General features: G+C 47.8%; 25 protein-coding genes. 7 read left to right on the top strand and 18 right to left on the bottom strand.

Annotated elements, in window-relative coordinates; all coding sequences use genetic code 11:
- Positions 1–11: 11 nt before the first annotated feature.
- Complete coding sequence (locus tag M3630_RS18255) at positions 12–1,460, bottom strand: aminotransferase-like domain-containing protein (RefSeq protein WP_251252992.1); 1,449 nt, start codon at positions 1,458–1,460, stop codon at positions 12–14.
- Between the two features lie 147 nt (positions 1,461–1,607).
- Between M3630_RS18255 and M3630_RS18250 the strand changes: the two genes are divergently transcribed.
- The 3 genes from M3630_RS18250 (at position 1,608) to M3630_RS18240 (ending at position 3,947) form a co-directional block, all read left to right on the top strand.
- Positions 1,608–2,222 carry a LysE/ArgO family amino acid transporter gene (locus M3630_RS18250; RefSeq protein WP_251252991.1) on the top strand — a complete coding sequence of 205 codons (615 nt, stop codon included), beginning with the start codon at positions 1,608–1,610 and terminating at the stop codon, positions 2,220–2,222.
- Between the two features lie 81 nt (positions 2,223–2,303).
- Positions 2,304–2,921 carry a DUF47 domain-containing protein gene (locus M3630_RS18245; protein ID WP_221867848.1) on the top strand — a complete coding sequence of 206 codons (618 nt, stop codon included), beginning with the start codon at positions 2,304–2,306 and terminating at the stop codon, positions 2,919–2,921.
- Between the two features lie 18 nt (positions 2,922–2,939).
- Complete coding sequence (locus M3630_RS18240) at positions 2,940–3,947, top strand: inorganic phosphate transporter (RefSeq protein ID WP_173609965.1); 1,008 nt, start codon at positions 2,940–2,942, stop codon at positions 3,945–3,947.
- A 113-nt stretch (positions 3,948–4,060) separates the two neighbouring features.
- Here the strand turns inward: M3630_RS18240 and M3630_RS18235 are convergent, their stop codons facing one another.
- The 4 genes from M3630_RS18235 to M3630_RS18220 all read right to left on the bottom strand — a co-directional run bounded on the left by M3630_RS18235 (position 4,061) and on the right by M3630_RS18220 (position 6,075).
- Positions 4,061–4,609 (bottom strand): DUF4825 domain-containing protein, encoded by a 549-nt coding sequence (locus M3630_RS18235; protein ID WP_251252990.1) that lies wholly within the window; start codon positions 4,607–4,609, stop codon positions 4,061–4,063.
- Positions 4,599–5,288, bottom strand: coding sequence for a permease prefix domain 1-containing protein (locus tag M3630_RS18230; RefSeq protein WP_251253152.1), 690 nt, complete (start codon positions 5,286–5,288; stop codon positions 4,599–4,601). Before M3630_RS18230 ends, M3630_RS18235 begins: the two co-directional genes overlap by 11 nt.
- Positions 5,288–5,635: a PadR family transcriptional regulator gene (locus M3630_RS18225; RefSeq protein WP_251252989.1), complete on the bottom strand. Its 348-nt coding sequence runs from the start codon at positions 5,633–5,635 to the stop codon at positions 5,288–5,290. Before M3630_RS18225 ends, M3630_RS18230 begins: the two co-directional genes overlap by 1 nt.
- 242 nt (positions 5,636–5,877) lie before the next feature.
- On the bottom strand, positions 5,878–6,075 hold the full coding sequence (locus tag M3630_RS18220; RefSeq protein WP_251252988.1) for a hypothetical protein: 198 nt from the start codon (positions 6,073–6,075) through the stop codon (positions 5,878–5,880).
- Between the two features lie 106 nt (positions 6,076–6,181).
- Between M3630_RS18220 and M3630_RS18215 the strand changes: the two genes are divergently transcribed.
- On the top strand, positions 6,182–6,571 hold the full coding sequence (locus M3630_RS18215; protein ID WP_173609962.1) for a cupredoxin domain-containing protein: 390 nt from the start codon (positions 6,182–6,184) through the stop codon (positions 6,569–6,571).
- Here the strand turns inward: M3630_RS18215 and M3630_RS18210 are convergent.
- The 3 genes from M3630_RS18210 to panE form a co-directional block, all read right to left on the bottom strand.
- Positions 6,561–7,781 (bottom strand): MFS transporter, encoded by a 1,221-nt coding sequence (locus M3630_RS18210; RefSeq protein ID WP_251252987.1) that lies wholly within the window; start codon positions 7,779–7,781, stop codon positions 6,561–6,563. The genes M3630_RS18215 and M3630_RS18210 overlap by 11 nt on opposite strands.
- A 67-nt stretch (positions 7,782–7,848) precedes the next feature.
- Positions 7,849–8,784 (bottom strand): 4-hydroxy-3-methylbut-2-enyl diphosphate reductase, encoded by a 936-nt coding sequence (locus M3630_RS18205; protein ID WP_251252986.1) that lies wholly within the window; start codon positions 8,782–8,784, stop codon positions 7,849–7,851.
- 60 nt (positions 8,785–8,844) lie between these two features.
- Entirely contained in the window at positions 8,845–9,774 is a 930-nt protein-coding gene (panE, locus tag M3630_RS18200) for a 2-dehydropantoate 2-reductase (protein WP_251252985.1), read from the bottom strand.
- A 225-nt stretch (positions 9,775–9,999) separates the two neighbouring features.
- Between panE and glnA the strand changes: the two genes are divergently transcribed.
- On the top strand, positions 10,000–11,418 hold the full coding sequence (gene glnA / locus M3630_RS18195) for a type I glutamate--ammonia ligase (RefSeq protein ID WP_285861248.1): 1,419 nt from the start codon (positions 10,000–10,002) through the stop codon (positions 11,416–11,418).
- Between the two features lie 121 nt (positions 11,419–11,539).
- Positions 11,540–12,253, top strand: a complete 714-nt coding sequence (locus tag M3630_RS18190; protein ID WP_251252984.1) for a L,D-transpeptidase family protein — start codon at positions 11,540–11,542, stop codon at positions 12,251–12,253.
- A gap of 23 nt (positions 12,254–12,276) precedes the next feature.
- On the opposite strand, the gene M3630_RS18185 is transcribed toward M3630_RS18190, so the two are convergent.
- From M3630_RS18185 to M3630_RS18165, 5 genes are all read right to left on the bottom strand, one after another.
- Positions 12,277–12,561 (bottom strand): hypothetical protein, encoded by a 285-nt coding sequence (locus M3630_RS18185; RefSeq protein WP_173609957.1) that lies wholly within the window; start codon positions 12,559–12,561, stop codon positions 12,277–12,279.
- A 73-nt stretch (positions 12,562–12,634) separates the two neighbouring features.
- Complete coding sequence (locus tag M3630_RS18180) at positions 12,635–12,718, bottom strand: YjcZ family sporulation protein (protein WP_106785930.1); 84 nt, start codon at positions 12,716–12,718, stop codon at positions 12,635–12,637.
- Positions 12,719–12,832: 114 nt separating this feature from the next.
- On the bottom strand, positions 12,833–13,279 hold the full coding sequence (locus M3630_RS18175; protein ID WP_232774078.1) for a hypothetical protein: 447 nt from the start codon (positions 13,277–13,279) through the stop codon (positions 12,833–12,835).
- A gap of 128 nt (positions 13,280–13,407) precedes the next feature.
- Positions 13,408–13,962, bottom strand: a complete 555-nt coding sequence (locus M3630_RS18170; protein WP_173609955.1) for a delta-aminolevulinic acid dehydratase — start codon at positions 13,960–13,962, stop codon at positions 13,408–13,410.
- A 200-nt stretch (positions 13,963–14,162) separates the two neighbouring features.
- A complete protein-coding gene (locus M3630_RS18165) occupies positions 14,163–14,657 on the bottom strand; it encodes a hypothetical protein (RefSeq protein ID WP_173609954.1) in 495 nt (164 codons plus the stop codon).
- A gap of 198 nt (positions 14,658–14,855) precedes the next feature.
- Between M3630_RS18165 and M3630_RS18160 the strand changes: the two genes are divergently transcribed.
- Entirely contained in the window at positions 14,856–15,317 is a 462-nt protein-coding gene (locus M3630_RS18160) for a DIP1984 family protein (protein WP_251252983.1), read from the top strand.
- Between the two features lie 285 nt (positions 15,318–15,602).
- Here the strand turns inward: M3630_RS18160 and M3630_RS18155 are convergent, their stop codons facing one another.
- Genes M3630_RS18155 through M3630_RS18135 form a run of 5 tightly spaced genes read right to left on the bottom strand, consistent with a single transcriptional unit; the run spans position 15,603 to position 18,507 of the window.
- Positions 15,603–15,767 carry a hypothetical protein gene (locus tag M3630_RS18155; RefSeq protein WP_173609953.1) on the bottom strand — a complete coding sequence of 55 codons (165 nt, stop codon included), beginning with the start codon at positions 15,765–15,767 and terminating at the stop codon, positions 15,603–15,605.
- Positions 15,768–15,822: 55 nt separating this feature from the next.
- On the bottom strand, positions 15,823–16,671 hold the full coding sequence (locus M3630_RS18150) for an energy-coupling factor ABC transporter ATP-binding protein (protein WP_251252982.1): 849 nt from the start codon (positions 16,669–16,671) through the stop codon (positions 15,823–15,825).
- Positions 16,668–17,465: a cobalt ECF transporter T component CbiQ gene (cbiQ, locus tag M3630_RS18145; protein ID WP_251252981.1), complete on the bottom strand. Its 798-nt coding sequence runs from the start codon at positions 17,463–17,465 to the stop codon at positions 16,668–16,670. The genes M3630_RS18150 and cbiQ overlap by 4 nt, the downstream gene beginning before the upstream one ends.
- The gene (locus M3630_RS18140; protein ID WP_221867842.1) at positions 17,462–17,746 is read right to left on the bottom strand and encodes an energy-coupling factor ABC transporter substrate-binding protein; all 285 of its coding nucleotides are present in this window, start codon (positions 17,744–17,746) and stop codon (positions 17,462–17,464) included. The genes cbiQ and M3630_RS18140 overlap by 4 nt, the downstream gene beginning before the upstream one ends.
- A complete protein-coding gene (locus M3630_RS18135) occupies positions 17,743–18,507 on the bottom strand; it encodes an energy-coupling factor ABC transporter permease (protein WP_251252980.1) in 765 nt (254 codons plus the stop codon). The genes M3630_RS18140 and M3630_RS18135 overlap by 4 nt, the downstream gene beginning before the upstream one ends.
- Positions 18,508–18,643: the final 136 nt, after the last annotated feature.

Raw genomic sequence — 18,643 nt, 5'->3', positions numbered from 1 at the left:
TCTTCTTTCTTTTATCCCTTTCCACGCAGGAGCTGCGATATTACAAATAGCGCCTTTTCCATATCTGCTTCCTCTGCGTACACGTAGGACAAGCGAAGATGATGACTATCCGTCTGATCATAAACAAAGCCGGGATTTAACAGAACCCCTTTTGCCAGTGCTTCCGTAAAAAGCTTGCGCATGGAAACCGCCTGATGCAGACGCAGCCAAATATAAAAACCACCATGCGGCATACGCCAATCTGCCAAATCGCCAAACCAGCGAGCAAGGCATTCGCACATCCTGTCCCTTCGATGTTGCAGAGCTGCTCTAAGCTGATCCAGATGCCGGGAATATCTATCGCTTGTGAGCCATTCTGTCGCCACCCATTGGGAAATAGCACTCGCTCCGTAATCCGTCTGCATTTTCACATCCGCAAGGCGTTCAATGACAGGCTCAGGACCTACAATCCAGCCAATCCGCAGTCCCGGACTGAGTGTTTTGGACAAGCTGCCCAAATACAACACCAACCCGCTCTGATCCCTCGCCTTCAACGGCAATGGTCCCGGCTCATCTAACCACAATTCTCCGTAAACATCGTCTTCCAACACTGGCAGTCTCTCCCGCTCACATGCCGCCAACACCTGCTCCCTTCGGTTCTCTGACATACTAATTCCTGTCGGATTGTGGTAAGCCGAAATTGTATAGAGAAGCGCCGCGTTATGCGCCTGTTTTTGTCTCGTTAGCACTTGGGGAGAGATTCCTTCCGCATCCATCGGTACACCAACCAGCCGCATTCCCGATGATTGAAACAAAGGCAGCGAGAATAAATACGAAGGCTGTTCGAGCAAGATGGCAGATCCACGGTGAAGGATGCCAATCGATATCAACTGCAAGGCTTGAAGGGCTCCCGACACGACTAAAATAGATGCCGGTGAAGCTTCGATCCCCCTGCTCCGCAAATGATTGCTGATCGCCTGGCGCAAAGGCAACAGCCCTTTTGGCTCCGAATATCCGAGCTGAGTCATTTTGCCCTGCAAGCTAGCCATGACCTCTTCCATCTCCGCAACAGGAATCAAGCTCGGCGACAGCTCACCAGTCCCCAAACGAATGTACCTCGGGTCTGGCTCATAACGATTGATATCCTGAATCGTCGGCGAATTGGGGAGATGAGTTCCTGCCTGAACGTAGCCAAGCCAATTTGGTGGTGGTACGGTTGTCAATAAGGACCATGTATTGTTGCTAACGACGGAGCCACTGCCTACTGTTGCTTCAATGAAACCATCCGCTTTTAGCTCTTCCAAAGCCGTCACTACCGTGCTGCGGTTTACATCAAAGGCTTGCGCCAATGCTCTTTGTGTTGGCAATTTACTATTGATCGGCCACTCTCCGCCTGCTATTTTCCCCTTCATATAAGCCACGATCTGCACGTAGATCGGTATATCTGATGATTTGTCAGGCTTCCAGTCTATCGTCAGCACAGGCACATTCCCCCTCGTCTTATCATTGTACAAATTGGTTGGTTTGGATGTAAACCAATTGGCTGGAGACAACGGATTCACAACCATGAATAATGACAGTAATGCAAATGGTCTTTGCATCGAGAGAGAAACGGGGAGGAAATGATCATGCTGGAAGCGATTTTGCACGGTTTTGTGCTTGCTTTTGGACTTATTTTACCGCTCGGCGCACAAAATGTTTTCGTTTTTAATCAGGGGGCTCTACAACCTACATTACTTCGCGCCATGCCCGTTGTACTGACTGCGGCACTCTGCGATACCCTGCTCATTTTATTGGCGGTATTAGGAGTTTCTTTGGTCGTATTGACAGTCACATGGCTGAAAACGGTTCTGTATGTGGTCGGCTTCTTCTTTTTGGTGTACATGGGATATTTAACGTGGCGTAGCCGTCCGAATACGGAGGCTGGAGAGAAAAAGCGCTTTTCCGCCAAAAAGCAAATCATGTTTGCTGCCTCTGTCTCTTTGTTGAATCCGCATGCGATTCTCGACACGATCGGGGTGATTGGTACCAGCTCACTGAGCTACACCGGAACAGAAAAATGGGGTTTTACGATTGCTTGCATCCTCGTATCCTGCATCTGGTTTTTTGGCCTTTCTGTAGCTGGTCGTACGGCAGGACGATTGGACCGGTCTGGAAAATTGCAGCGTGGCCTGAATATGGTTTCAGCCGTGATTATGTGGGGAGTGGCCGTCTATATGGCAGCCCAATTACTCATCTCGTAAAGAGTTCATGAAAAAGTGAATAATCCCCATCCCCTCCACTCAAAATACTCCTATTCGGGTTTTGAAGTGGAGGTTTGTTTAATGCTTTTTACCAAATCGGATGCACTCTTGGATGACTTGTATGAGATTGCGAAAAATGTGCATCAGACGGCGATCTATTTTAATGAATACAAAATAACTTCATTAGAGACAGTCAAAACCTTTGCTACAGAGATGAAGGAGTACGAAACAAAGGGCGACAAGCTCATCCATGAAATCATCGTGCAAATCAACAAGACATTTATTACCGCCATCGAGCGCGAGGACGTTCTGGACCTTGCCGTCAAGCTGGATGATGTGCTGGACGGATTGGAGTTTTGCGCTTCGCGGCTCTATATGTACGACATTATGGAACCAGATCAAACGATGGTGCGATTCGGTCAACTCATCGAAGAAGCTACCAAGCAAATTCTTCTCGCCATCGAACTGCTCCAAAAGCAAAAGTTGTCCGCTATGAAGGAGTACATCATCCGCATTAACGATTTGGAGAGTGAAGGGGATGAATTGGTGCGAGGCAGCATCCGGCAATTGTTCAAAACCTCAAGCGATCCGATTCACATTATGCAGCTCAAAGAGGTTTACGAAGTGCTCGAAGATGTCATGGATCATTGCGAGGATGTCGCGGATGCGATGGAATCCGTGATCATGGGCAACTCTTAAACAAGGAGACCTACTTTCATGTATACGAGCCTTCCCCTCGTTATTGCCGTTATCATTTTGGCTGTCTTCTTTGATTTCATCAACGGGTTTCACGATACTGCCAATGCCATCGCAACCACCGTATCCACCAAAGCTCTCCCTCCTAAGATTGCCATTGGCCTGGCGGCTATCATGAATTTTATCGGTGCCCTGACGTTTACCGGGGTCGCCAAAACGATCGGTGGAGATATCGCCGATCCAGCCAAGCTGGAATTCGGTGTGCTTGTGGTCATGGCTGCTCTCTTGGCTGCGATCCTTTGGAATTTGATTACGTGGTGGTACGGTATCCCCAGTAGCTCGTCTCACGCTCTCATCGGCTCACTCGTAGGGGCAGTCCTCGCTTCCGCAGGGAGCGCGCAAATCAACTGGGCTGGTTTTTTGAAAATCTTCCAGGCACTTATTGTGTCACCGGTTATCGCGTTGGTTGCCGCTTACCTTATGATGAATTTGGTTTATTTCATTTTCAGTCGGATCATGGTTCCCCCTTCCAAGGTCAACCGGGGATTTCGCTTCTTTCAGATTTTCACGGCGGCCCTGCAATCCTTTACACACGGAACGAACGACGCACAAAAAGCGATGGGCATTATCGTGTTCGCTCTCGTAGCCGCTGACCTGCATGCGGATACAAGCACGATTCCTTTCTGGGTGCAATTCATTTGTGCCCTCGCGATGGGCTTGGGAACCTCTATCGGAGGCTGGAAAATCATCAAGACGGTGGGGGGCAAAATCACCAAGATTGAACCGATTAACGGAGCCACTGCCGATCTCACCTCGTCTTCGATCATTTTTACCTTTACGCAGTTAGGATTGCCTGTGAGCTCTACCCATGTCATCTCTTCCGGGATCATGGGGGTCGGTGCAGCCAAACGGCTGAAAAGCGTCAATTGGGGCGTTGCCAAACGCATCGTGATCACCTGGTTTATTACGCTGCCGATCTCTGCCTTGCTCGCTGCATCCATCTATTTGTTGCTACATGTATTTATCTAAAAGCAAAAGGGACGAGTAACAGGCTCGCCCCTTTTTTCTTTTATCCGAATGAAAAGCCCAAGTAAGATTCTGTTACCATCGTTCATTTCTCCTCTTCCGTTTTACCTCTTTTACTATGTACTCTCTATTTCCACCATACCCTCTTCAACAAATTGATCATCCCGCAACTTGTCCTGTACACCTGTACGCCACTTTTCTTTTGTCAAAAGCGATGCCAAATCCTCACCGAAGAGGCCTTGTATGGCACCTCGTGTGGCAACAATTGTAGTATCTGCAAAACGATATTCGACAGTTTGCAAATTGTCTACCAACGCAAAGGCTGCCAAAGAATTATACAGTATCGCTTGCTTGAACAATTTCGCCTCGATATCGGTCGTCTTGTCCTCGTAATGGATCTCAATCGTAAACTTCTCCGGACGGAGCTGAAAGGTCCGCTTAAAATCACTTAACGGCAGATGATTGAACATGACCAGATTCGAAGTTGCGCCCATGTACTTGTTTTTGTATGGCAAAATGGATTCCAAATCGTGAGTCAGCGGGCTTTGCTGAGCCAATTGATATTGCTCGGATTGCGCTTCGTTCTGAGGAATAATCATGATCTGAATGGCCATGAACAGGACAACCCCGATGAGAACCAAAGCAAGTATGATTTTATTTCGCATGGAGATCACCTTCCCCTGCATCGTATTTTAAAATAAGTCGCGGAATGGTCTGGAGCCACAGCGGTATGAGGATGGAGAGAAAAGGCAGCGCATACGCTACAGCAATGTTCGCGAATTGATATGGTCCAGTAAGATTCACTGGCGTTGAAAACCATAGATTACTGCCAAAATAGAGCGCAGTCGTAAACACGAGTGTCCCGACAATATAAAGCGCCCACAGCATCCAGCCCGTTTTTCGCAACAAAAAGGCAAATTGCACATTCATGCTAGTCAATTGACGAGAGGAGGCAGGTGGGGTGAACCTTAGCAAAACCAAATAGACGATCCCGATGAGCATACAAATCGCAAACAGACCATAGTTCAAAAAGATACCCTTTCCCCAGATTCGCAAGGGCATAGTCACAATCCAGGCAATGAGTCCGTACAGCAATCCGAGCTGCAACAACTCTTGCAGAAGTGGAAGCATGTATACTTTACGGCGTTCTCCGACAATCGAATCAATCGATGGCAGATTAGCCTTTGCTTTTCTCACCGCTTCACCCATCGATAGCCCATCTGCAACTAAGTCGGCGACCTTTGCCTCCAAATTGCTCAATACTTCCCACTTGAGCTCCTCGATTTGTTTACTTCCTCTATATTTTTGAAACAATTGATCGACATGGTGCTGCAAACTCTCCATCACACTTCGCCCCGCCTTTCGATTAGCTGGTCAATCAATTCTTTGGCCAATTTCCAGGATGCCAGCGATTTTTCGTACGCTTTTCTCCCTGTTTCTGTCACCTGATAATATTTGCGTCTGCCCCCCTGGCTCTCATCTCCCCAGTATGAAGCGATCAGCTTGTGTGACTCTAATCTTTTCAGGCTGGTATACAGGGAAGGCTCTTTCAGTTCGTATCGCCCGCCGCTGTTTTTGAAAATGGCTTTGATGATTTCGTATCCATAGTTATCGCCATCACACAGGACACGGAGAATAATTGTATCGATATGACCGCGGATAATGTCACTGCTGATAATGCTGTCACTCATTTCGTTCACCTCGCAGCTATAGCATAACAGATATTACTATGTGTGACAAAGTAATATGCATTAAATTCCTTCTACTCACACAAAAAAACAAGACCACCCAAAAAGTTGAGATGGTCTTGAACAAATAGACAGCCCGGTTGCTTGTTTCACCTGGTACACCAGATAGGGTGCTGGGGTCCGTTTTCCGTTTATTTCTGGCCAAACATAAAGCAGTTCCAGTGAGGGACTATTCCACCCACACCTTATACTTGTGACTCTCCGCTAATGCTCCCTGAGTCTTCCACCGCCGCGCCCTCCATTGCAAGCTGTGTGATTTGTCTTGGCAAATAGTACGCCAGTTTTTTGACACCGATTTGGGCTGCTTCTGCTTGGGACAGCTCCGGGGAAGTATGTGACTCCGTATTTTTTTCAACGTTAATTAATCGTAAGAAATAGACCATACCCGAAACTTCAATCGAATAGGGAAAAAGTGTTTATCCCCCTCACTCCGGGGACAGGATAATAGTAACTTCCCATGCTATTGTCCTCAAAGGAGTTGAAAGCAAAATGTCTCGTCACTGGTATCGGCAGCTTCGTTATCCAATCATCGCTCTGGCCGTGACATTAACGCTACTTTGGACACATCATCACCATCGCCTGCCGGCTTCGTACGCTGTCGCGACGCGGACACATACCGTTACGATTTCTAGCGCTGGCTTTTTGCCCAATCAATTGACTGCGCACGAAGGAGAGCGAGTCTCGTTGATGATCGTCAACACCGATACACGCCCTCACAATCTATCCATTCGTGATCTAAACCTTACATCCACAGAATTAAAGCCGACTCAATCGACTCTCTTACAGTTTTCAGCCGCCAAACGTGGTCGGTATTATTTCGTATCAGACGCACCGGGCTATCCGGAAACAGGGTTCCAAGGCATGCTCGTCATTGACTAGCTTGCACCTCTTCGTCTGGTGAGATTTGCTTCCACCGTCCGAATTTTATTATGAGCAGAGGAATGATCCCGATCGCGGTGATGATTCCAAAAAACAAATAAATGGCTAGCACCGAAAACGAATCTTTGATCCACCCCGCTACCAAATTGCAAAACATCGAACCAAGCCCGCCTCCCACTGAAAAGAAGATGGCCAGTGCCGTCACCTGAAGGGATGCGGGCGTATTTTCGCGCACAAATTGGGCTGCCGTTGCCAAATAAAAGCCCACTGAAATCCCCTGCACAAAGAACATCGTAATCACAGCAGTGGTACTCGGAGCGGAGCTGTACCAGAACCAGCGCATCGCGCAAAAAATCGCCGATAGCAAGAGCGTCAACTCCAGTCCCCACCTGCGGACAATATAACCCGCCAGCTTCATAAAAGGAGCCTCACTGCCTGCAAACAACAAGAAGGCTAGACCGATCCCGGCAATAGTCCCTCCGATATCCTGATAAAACAGGGAAAACCAAATATTATTGGCATTGACAGAGCCCATCATGCAAAATGATGAAATCAAAAACAACGCAAATCGCGGAATTCGCGCCAAATCCCTTATCCCCGCAAGCATACTGACACGAAACCGCGAAGCCTCTGTCACTTCTTCCGGAACCTTCTGAAGAAACAGAATGGCAATCAGAAACGCCAAGCAAAACGAGTAAAAAAGAACATGTGGCCCCCACTGCTCAACGAGAAGACCGGTGATAAATGCCGCTAGCGCAAAGCCGATTGCTCCCCACAAGCGAATGTCGCCGAACTGAATGCCATGTCCCTTGGCATAACCGAGAGCCAAGCTATCTGAGATGGGCACGACGGCACTTTGAAAAAACGACAACAGGATGTAGAGCAAGAAGACGTAGACAAAGGTAGAGACACCCGTAAAGAGAAGTCCCACCAGCCCGGTGATGGTCAATGTCAGAATCAGCACAGTTTTGCGAATTTGATAGCGATCACAGATCATACCCCACATCGGCTGTGCCACAATGGAAATGATCGGCGCGACTGCACTGATGAGACCGATTTGAGTCCCAGTTAGATGGATGGATTCGTAGTATTGCGTAATGAGAGGAGCAAAAGCACCAAGCCCGTAGTAAATAAAAAGATAAAGGGCGCAAAGACTAGCGTATCTGCCTTTTGCGCCCCCCAGCCCGAAACCGGAGTGTGATTCTGGCATATAACTCTCCTATTTTGAGGTTAATTAACCGTGTAAGAAAACATAACACAAGGTATGCCTACATGATTTATTTTACCGTCGGCAATATTTTCGCCATGTTGACGGTCCGCTTTTTGTCCCATGTAGTCGGGTTGAACTCATCGAACTGCTCCAGGAAGGAGATGACTTCCTTCGTCAATGGAGTCGGCGTCGAAGCACCAGAAGTAACCGCAACATTTTTCTTTCCACGCAGCCATTCAATGTCCAGCTCAGACAAATCAGCGATTCGGTACGACGGAACATTCGCGATTTCTTCCGAGACCTGTGCCAAACGATTAGAATTGTTGCTGCGCGGATCGCCTACGACGATGCACAAATCTGCTTCTCCCACTTGCTCCGCTACAGCTTCCTGACGAACCTGCGTAGCGAGACAAATTTCATTATGCACTTCCACGCCTGGAAAACGCTTAAGAATGGCGTCCATCAGATGCTTGACATCCCATTGGCTCATCGTCGTCTGGTTCGTAACGATCAGCTTGTCTGTTGGCAGGTCGAGCGCATCCAGTTCTTCCAGCTTTTGAACCAGATGTACGTGATCTGGCGCGATCCCCATAGCGCCCTCTGGCTCTGGATGTCCTTTTTTCCCGATGTAGAGCACATGGTAGCCTTCCGCTACTTTTTCGCGGATCAAATCATGTGTTTTCGTTACATCCGGGCAAGTCGCGTCGACGACAGTCAAGCCTTTTTCGCGTGCTTTCTTGCGCACCTCAGGAGACACGCCATGGGCAGTGAAGATTACCGTCCCCTCATGAACCTGATCCAAGAGAGCCAGCCGATCCTCTCCATCCAAAGTTTTTATCCCTTGTTTTTCAAACGCCTCAACGACGTGAGCATTGTGTACGATCATGCCCAAAATATGAATCGGGCGGGGCAAGTCAAAGTTTTGCGCTGTTCGCAGTGCCAAGACCATGGCATCGACTACACCGTAACAATATCCACGGGGGGAAATCTTGATGACTTCCATCTTTACCCCTCCTACTTTTTATAATGCGTGAGCAAAAGACATTTCACCCCGTATTATACCTTATTTGTCTCCTGCACGCTTCTGTTCGTAAACCTTCAGATTATTGTAGACAACTTTTAAAAGCGGCGTGGACAAGCCTTTTTGTTCCGCTCGCTCCAAGAGATAGCCTTGAAGATGATCCGCTTCCACCGGAAGACCTTTTTCCATATCACGCAGCATGGACGATTTCGTTTGAGGACGCTGATTTTGGAAAGTCTCCATCTGTTTGTCGACGATATCCGGCTTAATTGGTGCCTCCAAAGCGTTCATGACAGAAGCGATTTCGTCTGCAAGCTGACGTGTCAGCTCTACACCCCAAGCCGATTCCCGGATCGGTCCAACAGCGGAATTCATCAGTGTGGTAATTCCGGAAAATGTCGCAATAAACAAGTATTTGTGCCAGGCTTCCCGTTGAATATTTGTGCTTGCACGCATCGTTCCGTTGATCTTGGAAAAGGCTTGCTCCAATAGCTCTACACGCTCACTTTTGCCGCCTTCCCACTCACCGAAAACCGCATCATGAATAGGACTTGTCTGCACGACATCCCCATCCGCATTTAGCGTCGTCTCAATAAAACAAAGACCCCCGAGCACGCGATCCCGGCCAAAACGATTCCACAAAAGTTCCATATGCGCGATTCCGTTCAGCAGCGGAATGACGACTGTGTCCTCGCCTACGTACGGAGCAATGGCATCCACGCTATCTTCCAGCGTGTAAGCTTTGTTGGACAAAAGCACAACATCAAATGGTCCCGCTTTCTCTCCTGCTTGAATCAGTTGTGGCTGCTCCAAAAGCAAATCTCCATGAATGCTCTGAATGCGCAAGCCTCGCTCCTGCAGTTGTTTGTATCTACGCTCGCGCACAAGAAACGTTACATCTACTCCCGATTCAACCAGCCTGCCACCAAAATAACCGCCAATGCCCCCCGCTCCCAGCACGAGAACCTTCATCTATATCGCCTCCGCGTTTATAAGTCTTGATTTGTCTACATTTTATTAGAAAGTAACCAATTTCTAAACCCCGCAATATAATGTTATAAAACTTAACATTCAACGTAAGAAAACCTCTTGACGAACAATAATAATTGTCGATATAATTCGGAATATAGAAACCAAGGAAAAACCGAACGTTGATAGTGAATTCTTAACTTTAATTCGTGAATGGAGTGAATCATCTTGGATATGAAAACAGTCTTGTCCACAATTGACGCAGAAAAAGTGGAATATGTAGATTTTCGCATCGTTGACCTGCTCGGCCGCCAACACCATGTCACCGTTCCTGCCTACGCGGTAGACGAAGGAACATTCCGCAATGGCGTCGCATTTGACGGCTCCAGTCTAATCGGCTACAAGTCCATTGAAGAAAGCGACATGGTAGCGATGCCCGATCCGGCAACCGCCTTCATCGATCCTTTCGTAGAAGCCAAAACCATGAATATCATCTGCAACATCGTCAATCCAGACAACACCGTCTACACACGCGATCCTCGCGGCATTGCGCTCAAGGCCGAAGCCTATCTGCAACAATCCGGCCTCGCTACCGCTGCTTATTTTGGCCCAGAATCCGAATTCTTCCTCTTTGACAATGTACGCTATGCCTCTGGTCCGTCTGGCTCCTTCTTCCACATCGATTCAGAAGAAGCTTACTGGAACACAGGGAAAGAAGGACAAAACCTCGGATACAAAGTACGCAACAAGGGCGGATACTTCCCTGTTCAACCAACCGACTCCCAAATGGATATCCGCAATGAAATGTGTACGTTGATGACAAAATGCGGCTTGCATGTCGAGCGCCATCACCATGAGGTGGCAACAGCCGGTCAGGGTGAGATCAATTTCCGCTTCGATACACTGACTCGTACAGCAGACAATCTATTGTTGTTCAAATACATCGTGCGCAATGTAGCTGCGAAACACGGAAAAACGGCTACTTTCATGCCAAAACCAATCGTTGGTGACAACGGATCTGGAATGCATGTTCACCAAAGTCTGTTTAACGGCGACACCCCATTGTTCTACGAGCAAGGCGGTTACGCAAACCTGAGTGAGACTGCGCTGCACTACATTGGTGGTATTTTGCACCACGCACCTGCGTTAATCGCTTTGACGAATCCGAGCACCAACTCGTTCAAGAGACTCGTTCCGGGCTATGAAGCACCAGTGAATCTCGTCTTCTCCAAAGGCAATCGCTCTGCTGCCGTTCGGATTCCGATTGCTGCCGTTACGCCAAAAGCGTCCCGCGTTGAGTTCCGCACCCCGGACTCTACTGCTAACCCGTACTTGGCATTTGCCGCCATGCTGATGGCTGGCCTCGATGGCATCAAGCGCAAGCTCGACCCGCGCGAACTGGGCTTTGGACCAATGGATAAAAACATCTACGACTTGTCCGATGCGGAAAAACATGAGATCAAGAGCGCTCCCGGTTCTCTCGCAGAAGCACTTGTAGCACTCGAACAAGACCATGATTTCTTGCTCGAAGGGAATGTCTTCACAAAAGAAGTAATCGAAGGCTGGATTGCACAAAAGCGCGGTGAGATTGAGCAAGTCGAGCGGACAGTGAATCCGAAAGAGTATGAACTGTATTACGACCTATAAGCAAAGAAACAGCCCTTCTCTGATGAGGAGGGCTTTTATTTTCTCCCGAATAAAATGCTGTTTCCATTCACAAATTAAAGTTGTACTGTGAAAAAAACAGATGATCGGATGAACGTTGACAATGGTGAATCGAACGATAACTCACTTGCTCATTTGTTTTGCTGCAATTCTTCTCCTAACCGTAAGCTTTCCTGCAGAAATCGAAATCGGTCAAAACGTCGTTTACGCCGAGCATTCGTTACCAATCATAAGCGGCCAAGGGATTATTACAATTGAGGTTTATCCCAGAAAACACAAGTTAATTGTCAAAAAGCATGGAAAAACAGTAAAAACGTATCCCGTTGCCGTTGGTAATCCTTCTACCCCTACACCAGTTGGAGAATACAAAATCATTTCCAAAGGAAAAGATTGGGGACCCTCATTCGGTCCACGATGGTTAGGTTTAAACGTCCCTTGGGGAATTTATGGCATCCACGGCACAAACAAGCCACACTCCATCGGACAGCATTTGAGCCATGGTTGTATCCGCATGCGAAACAACGACGTCATTGAACTGTTCACGATGATTCCACTCGGAACAAAAGTAACGATTTATGGTCATGTATTGGGGGACCCGAGCCACGATCCTAGAGATTTGGCCGAGGGAGACGTTGGTGGAGATGTACAGCTCATTCAATCCCGATTAAAGAGCGCTGGTTATTATCACGGAATATGCGATGGGAAGTTTCGATCCTCGACAACTGCAGCTCTAAAGAAATTTCAACGGGATCGAAAATTAATACCGAACGGTGTCGTGTCCAGCAAGGTTTACCAAGAGCTGGGATTGCTGGAATAACTCTCGACAAGATTTGTAATCCACTACATGAACCTTTTAAACATACTTCCAATCCCATTTGTTCCTTGGAACGTTCTGAATACCTCGTTTGCTATGCGTACACCATTTAAAATGGTGTCCATATCAAGGTTTAGATTGGAAACCCTTGGCGGTCGGGACTCTTTTCTCGTCTTACGGCTTGTTTTTGCCCACTCTTGATAGTACTGGCCAAGGGATTCAGGATTTTTTTGCAGCTTTCTGACCGAGACCTTATTTGACTTGAGCCAGTCAGAAAACTCAGGGGTAAAACCATGGATTTTTCTAGCCACTTTTCACCCTCCCCTCCATTCGTAAATGAATAATGCAAAGGGATTGTATGTCCCTTTGCATTACTTTGTTTCCCTAACAATCACAACCGACAATTACCAGCAAAACGAAAAGGACCAGGATCAGAGCAAAGTCATCAAAGCCATCAAAGAAACCCATTCTGTCTCCCCCTTTCCTTAGACACACTACTGTATGCGCTTTTCTCATGATTTGCCTGTACCATGACCTACTAAACAAAAAGGACGCAAGCATTTGCCTGCGCCCTTTTTCATCCTATTGCAGTCCGATTTGCGATTTCACTTGCAGAATTCCGCCTCGGAAAGAAAAATTCGCATTTGCTCCAATCGTCCCTTCGCCCTCGTACATGTAGACGATTGTGTGTCCTTCCTCTCCCTCTTTCCCAACCTCAGCAAGCAGTTCGCCTTCCCCGCCCACTATTTTTTTTACTTCCTCAAAGCTCATCCCATTTTCAATCTGTTCAAATTCACTCTTCGTGATCGTTGCTTTCTCTGTCGTTGCAGGAGCATTCGATTCTGCTGCTGGTGTTGCTGGCGCGGTTGCCTCAGCTGGAGCCGTGCCAGTTGGCGTCGCTGGCGTTGTTGCTGGTACCGTACCTGTTGGCGTTGTTGGCGAAGATGCTGCCGTTTCTGTTGATTGCCCTGAGCTACATCCAGCCAACATGATGGCGAAAGCCACTATGAAAAAAGCCAATTTTTTCAAAAAAAATACCCCCATAATTGAAATGAGTCTCTCCTACCATAATCCAAAATATGACTGCCAACAAGAATAACAACCTGACAATTCTCGACACAAAAAGAGCCTCGTACAAGGCTCTCTTTGCGTTTCCATTACTCTTTTACATAAAGCTGATACATCCCGGTTTCTTCATCCGTTGCCTTTGCAATTCGAAAAGCTGCTTCCACGCTTTTCTTGTTTTGAATTACCTCGTAGAAAAAGCGCAGGGCGAACATCAGCGCAGAATTTCCGTCCGGGTAATCATCTGGCCCGATATACGTATGGCAACCACTGTCCAGAAAGGCCTTCGCTAATTCGGGATCACCAAGCGAGCATCCGTTACCTAACACGATTTTTCCATCCAGCTTGGCAAAACGTCTAACCTCGTCAGAGCCAAAGTCACCCTTTGGTTCTCCTTCCTCGTAAACGTCCTCGCCTAGCTCTGGCATAATGAGGCTACCCTCATCTCCATGGAAATTCAGAACAATCATATCGGTATTTGGGTAAAGGTCGGTGCCATTCAATACATCAATCAAATCGCTTGGTCGACCAATCCAGTACGTAAAGACTCGAGCTCCAAAATACTCAAGTGTATTTCGGATTGCTTGGCTATCCAGATCCGTATCTGGACCAATTACTAAGGCAACATTCATTTCAGGTTTACTCATCGTGATATTCCTCCATTTGCTTGTAAGTGGTTTTTATTTGTGGGAAAACAAAACCATTTACGTGGAGGGGGTCGGGCCAACTGGTGAATGGCAAGACGTTACTTCCTAATCATCAAGTAGGAAAACTCCTCTTCAATTGGAATATTTTATAAATTCCCAGTAGTATATCATCCAAAACTTGGGATGTAAAGTTTCCCTCATTACGCAAACCCTTTTTTGATTTTGGTCTTCATATCACGATACAGCTCTCCGTATGTGATCGCATGCTCGATATGCGAATAGGAAAGCACGGAATCGCCATCCTTGCTCTCGCAGCACGCAAAGAATAGACTTTCCATCAGATTGTGATTCTCGATGGAATTGGTAATATGAACGCAATCCTCAATCGAATCATGAGCGTCATGCTTATAAAAAAGAAACGTCCCTTCTTTGAATGCCCCTTTTTTGTTGGCGTCTTTCCAGATGAGCATGCCCAAGGTAATAAAATACCCTTCCTGGAAGCGGATGACGCCTGTAATGACAGAATTAATCGTGGTCGGAATGATCGCAATCGAGTCATTGAGCTCATTGACGTATTCATACAACGCTTTATTGGATTCTCGAAGATCAGCGATTGGTACATGAAGAAGCTGCTTGTCTCTTAACTTTTCTACGAGTTGCTGAACGCATAGCGTCTTATTCAAAGTTGAAATCACAACCTCATCACTTCTCCCATTGTAAGTAAGTGCCTTCTTTACGTTATTCGTGATGAAATGACATATCCCTACAAAATCCGCACAAATCTTCTTACTTTTTCAGCGGAATTCAAGTTTTCCCATATTTTATTTTTTTAACCACAACCAATCAAACAAACAAGCGTATAAACTATCAGATTGGTTTAGGGGGTTACGGTTGTGAAACTCGCGGAAGCGTTAATCATTCGTGCCGATTATCAAAAGCGAATCGAACAGTTAGGGGACCGCTTGCACCGCAGCGCAAAGGTCCAGGAAGGCGAACAGCCTCCAGAAAATCCTGACGATCTCTTATCTGAGCTGTATCAGTTGTTTGACCAGCTCGAGCGTATTGTTCAGCAAATCAATCGAACCAATGCGTCTTGCCGCTTTAACGAAACAATGACGCTCTCCGATGCATTAACCAAACGTGATGTTCTCGGTTCAAAACGCAATCAGCTGGCCGACCTGATCAAAGCAGCTACAGTCAAGCATGATCGCTACAGCCGTTCGGAGGTCAAGATTTGCCCGACTGTTAATATTGCCCAGTTGCAAAAGCAAGTCGACGAGCTGTCCAAGCAGTACCGGGAACTGGATGCAAGCATTCAACAATTCAACTGGTTAACGGAGCTGCAAGAAACCTGACGTAAGAGACATGGAAGTCGGTAGTCTGTCTGCAAAAGGCGAACACGTCCCCATTCAACAGGGTTAATGTTGAAAACTCATTGGTCGGGTCAAGGGGCAACCCTGAGGGTTCAAATCCCTCTCTCACATAAAACGCCCAGTATTGTGACATGAGTAATGCGTACTTGGTATTGTAACTACCGTGTGTTGATTTTGTCTGACAGACGAGGGTGGGTACGGGGATCATTCCATGTAAAAAAAGCCCTTCGCGCCTTTTTGTGGCGAGAAGGGCTTCTTGGCGCAAATTTACGCCTTTCCTTTTAGGTAATCATCCTTTATCTTCTTTTCCTGTTCAGCGGTGGTCATGTCTTTCTCCAACACCTGATACATCAATTCATCCTTTACTTGGCGAGGGACTCCTTTTTCCTGATGATTTGGGACAGATGAACTCGAGACAGAGTCATGTTCCATACTGTGTACCTCCATGGCTTTTTGGGGTTAGCTTACCCGAAAGCGCACACTCCATTCACCACACCCGCTGAACGCGGAGCATTTCACGCAGTTCATCGACCGAACGCGGAATATGTCCGCCCAACTCGCGCTTCCACTGCTCAGGCAGTGCCTCCCACACATCAACGAGCAACGGCATACCCAGATGAAGACTCTCCAGCATGGCTCTGTTTTCCAATGCCTCCTGCGGATCTCCCGCGAACACAAGCCTGCCTGCATCCATGATGCAAATCCACTCGGCCCATTCAAAGGCAATATCCATATCGTGTGTTGCCATCAAAACAGTTGTTCCTTGCCGGTGAATGGCATCGAGCTCCCTCAGCAAATTTTTGGTCTGATAGCGATCCAAATACGCAGTAGGCTCGTCCAATAGCAAAAGCTCTGGCTCCATGACCATGACCCCCGCGAGCGCCAGCCGCCGTTTTTGTCCCAGGCTCAAATGATGAATCGGAGTTTCTGCCAGCTCTCTCAACCCGAATGCATCCAGCACCTTTTCTACCTTTGCCCGGATTACTTCCACAGGCAGCTTCTGATTGCATAAACCGTAGGATATATCTTCTGCGACCGTGCTTGCGATCAGCTGATGCTCGGGATCTTGAAAGACCAAGCCCACCTTTTGCGTCATCTCTTGCAATGCGGCTCGTTTGTAGACAAGCGGTTTTCCTTTCCACAGCACTTGTCCCTGCTGTGGCTCGATGATTCCGTTTCCATGCAAGAACAAAGTCGACTTCCCACAGCCATTCCGTCCCAAAAGAACACATTTCTTCCCCTCAGGAATCCATAAGGACAGCCCTGACAGGACAGGTCCCCGCCCTCCCGGATACGTGTACTGCAAATCGATGAACTCCAACAACCGTGATGTCATAACCGCCAACCTCCTGTCCACCACTCAAGCAGCACCAGCAGCATACAGCCTGCGATTGCCTCCCACTCATAGCGGCGTGAGCGGGCATGGGTATGAAACGAGAGCACCTGCATGCTCTCCCCAAAGCCCCTAGCCGCCATTCCTTTGTGCAAGGCTTCGTATTTGCGCATTGCTCTGACAAACAATTGAGCGACGAGAACCCCTGCATCCCGAAGCGTCGCTCGGAAGCCGCGATGACCTCCGCGCGAACGTTGGGCAATCCAGAGCTGATGAGAAATCGTTACCAATACAAAAATAAACCGATACATGATCATTAATAAGTCAGTTACAAGGACAGGCATACGTAGCCGGCGAAGCACCTGCAAAATTTCAGCAAACGGCACGGTAAACAAAATGAAAGCAAAGCAGGATAAGCTCGCCATGGTACGCCAAAACAAGATCCAAGCTTTACTGAAGGACGACATCGGCACATAGAGTACATAAGTACCAAGCTCCCATGCTGCCGCGACCTGGACCTGCACTTCTCCTGCTCTCGCCCCTTCAACCAGTAGAGCAGGAAGCCCTGCAGCGAAAAATGAGAGCGACACGATCATAAAGGTAAAATAGATACGGACAGGAATCCGGGCATACACCACTACCCATACCGTCATCCACACAGCGACAGCCATCTGCATCCATACATGTCCTACCAGGACGAGCAGTAACAATGCGCTCGCCAGTAATAGCTTATGAGCAGGCGGCAGACGTTTCAGCCTGTTTTGATAAGAGAGAGAATCAAGCTGCAGACCGTTCATTTTTTCCGCTTATCCAACCGGCCTTTGTACAAGCCCACGGCGTAGCCAACCACTCCCGCTCCCAACGCCGCCTGCACCGCAAACAATAGACTCTCCGTCTCTCCCCCTGGCGGCTCTATCAGCGGCTGGAACCACGGTTCGTAGTTCGGGGCGATTTCCTTGATCGCTTCCTCTGCCACGCCATCTGCGCCGCCAAATTCCGAATCCTGCACCAGCAACAGCGGGACAATAGCCAGTACGATTACTCCAAAGAGTAAAAGCCAGTTCCATCCTTTTTTCACAGCGATTCCTCCCGTTTGAGCAAACGAAGCTGTGTAAGCTCTTTTGCGTTGTAAGATAACAACCAGTTCCAAACAAGAACGGTCAACAGACCTTCACTAATAGCGAGCGGTACTTGCGTGAATGCAAAAATTCCTGCGAATTTGGCAAACGAGGCCAACACTCCGCCAGATTCAGCTGGAAATGCGAGTGCCAGTTGAAGCGAAGTCACTACATAGGTAGCGAGATCAGCCAAAGCCGCCGCCGCAAAAACCGCCAGTCGCTGGCTTCCTGCCACTTTCATGATCAACTGATAGATTCCGTATGCCACCATTGGTCCTACTACTGCCATGGATACAGCATTTGCCCCCAGCGTAGTCAAACCTCCATGAGCCAATAGCAGGGCTTGAAACAAGAGCACCATGCTCCCTAGCACAGACATCGCAAAAGGCCCAAACATAATGGCACCGAGGCCCGTTCCAGTCGGGTGAGAGCTGCTGCCTGTAACCGAAGGGATTTTCAGTGCAGATAAAACAAAGGCAAACGCTCCTGCAACGCCAATAAGGAGCTTCATTTCGGGATGTTCTTTTACAATTTTGTTAATCGAGCGAATCCCAAGAATAAAAAACGGCAAGAAGACAGCCCACCAAAATAAGGCCCAGGATAAAGGCAAATACCCTTCCATGATGTGCATCGCGTGCCCTGTCTCAGGTTCATTGAGCAAAAAATACAGGACGAAGCCCGCGATCATCAGACAAGTAGATACGAGACGAGATCGATTCATGTTCATTCCTCCTTCACTCACTTTCGTTCTTTCCTCCAAACAAAAAAATCCCATCCATCAATGGACGAGATGTGCACACAAAACAACAGACTGACTAGACAGCCTCATTGCCTCGTATTCACCGCTCCTTTCCGCG

The organism is Brevibacillus sp. MER 51 (genome assembly GCF_023714195.1).
GTDB lineage: Bacteria > Bacillota > Bacilli > Brevibacillales > Brevibacillaceae > Brevibacillus.
This window is presented reverse-complemented; position numbering and strand designations above follow the sequence as displayed.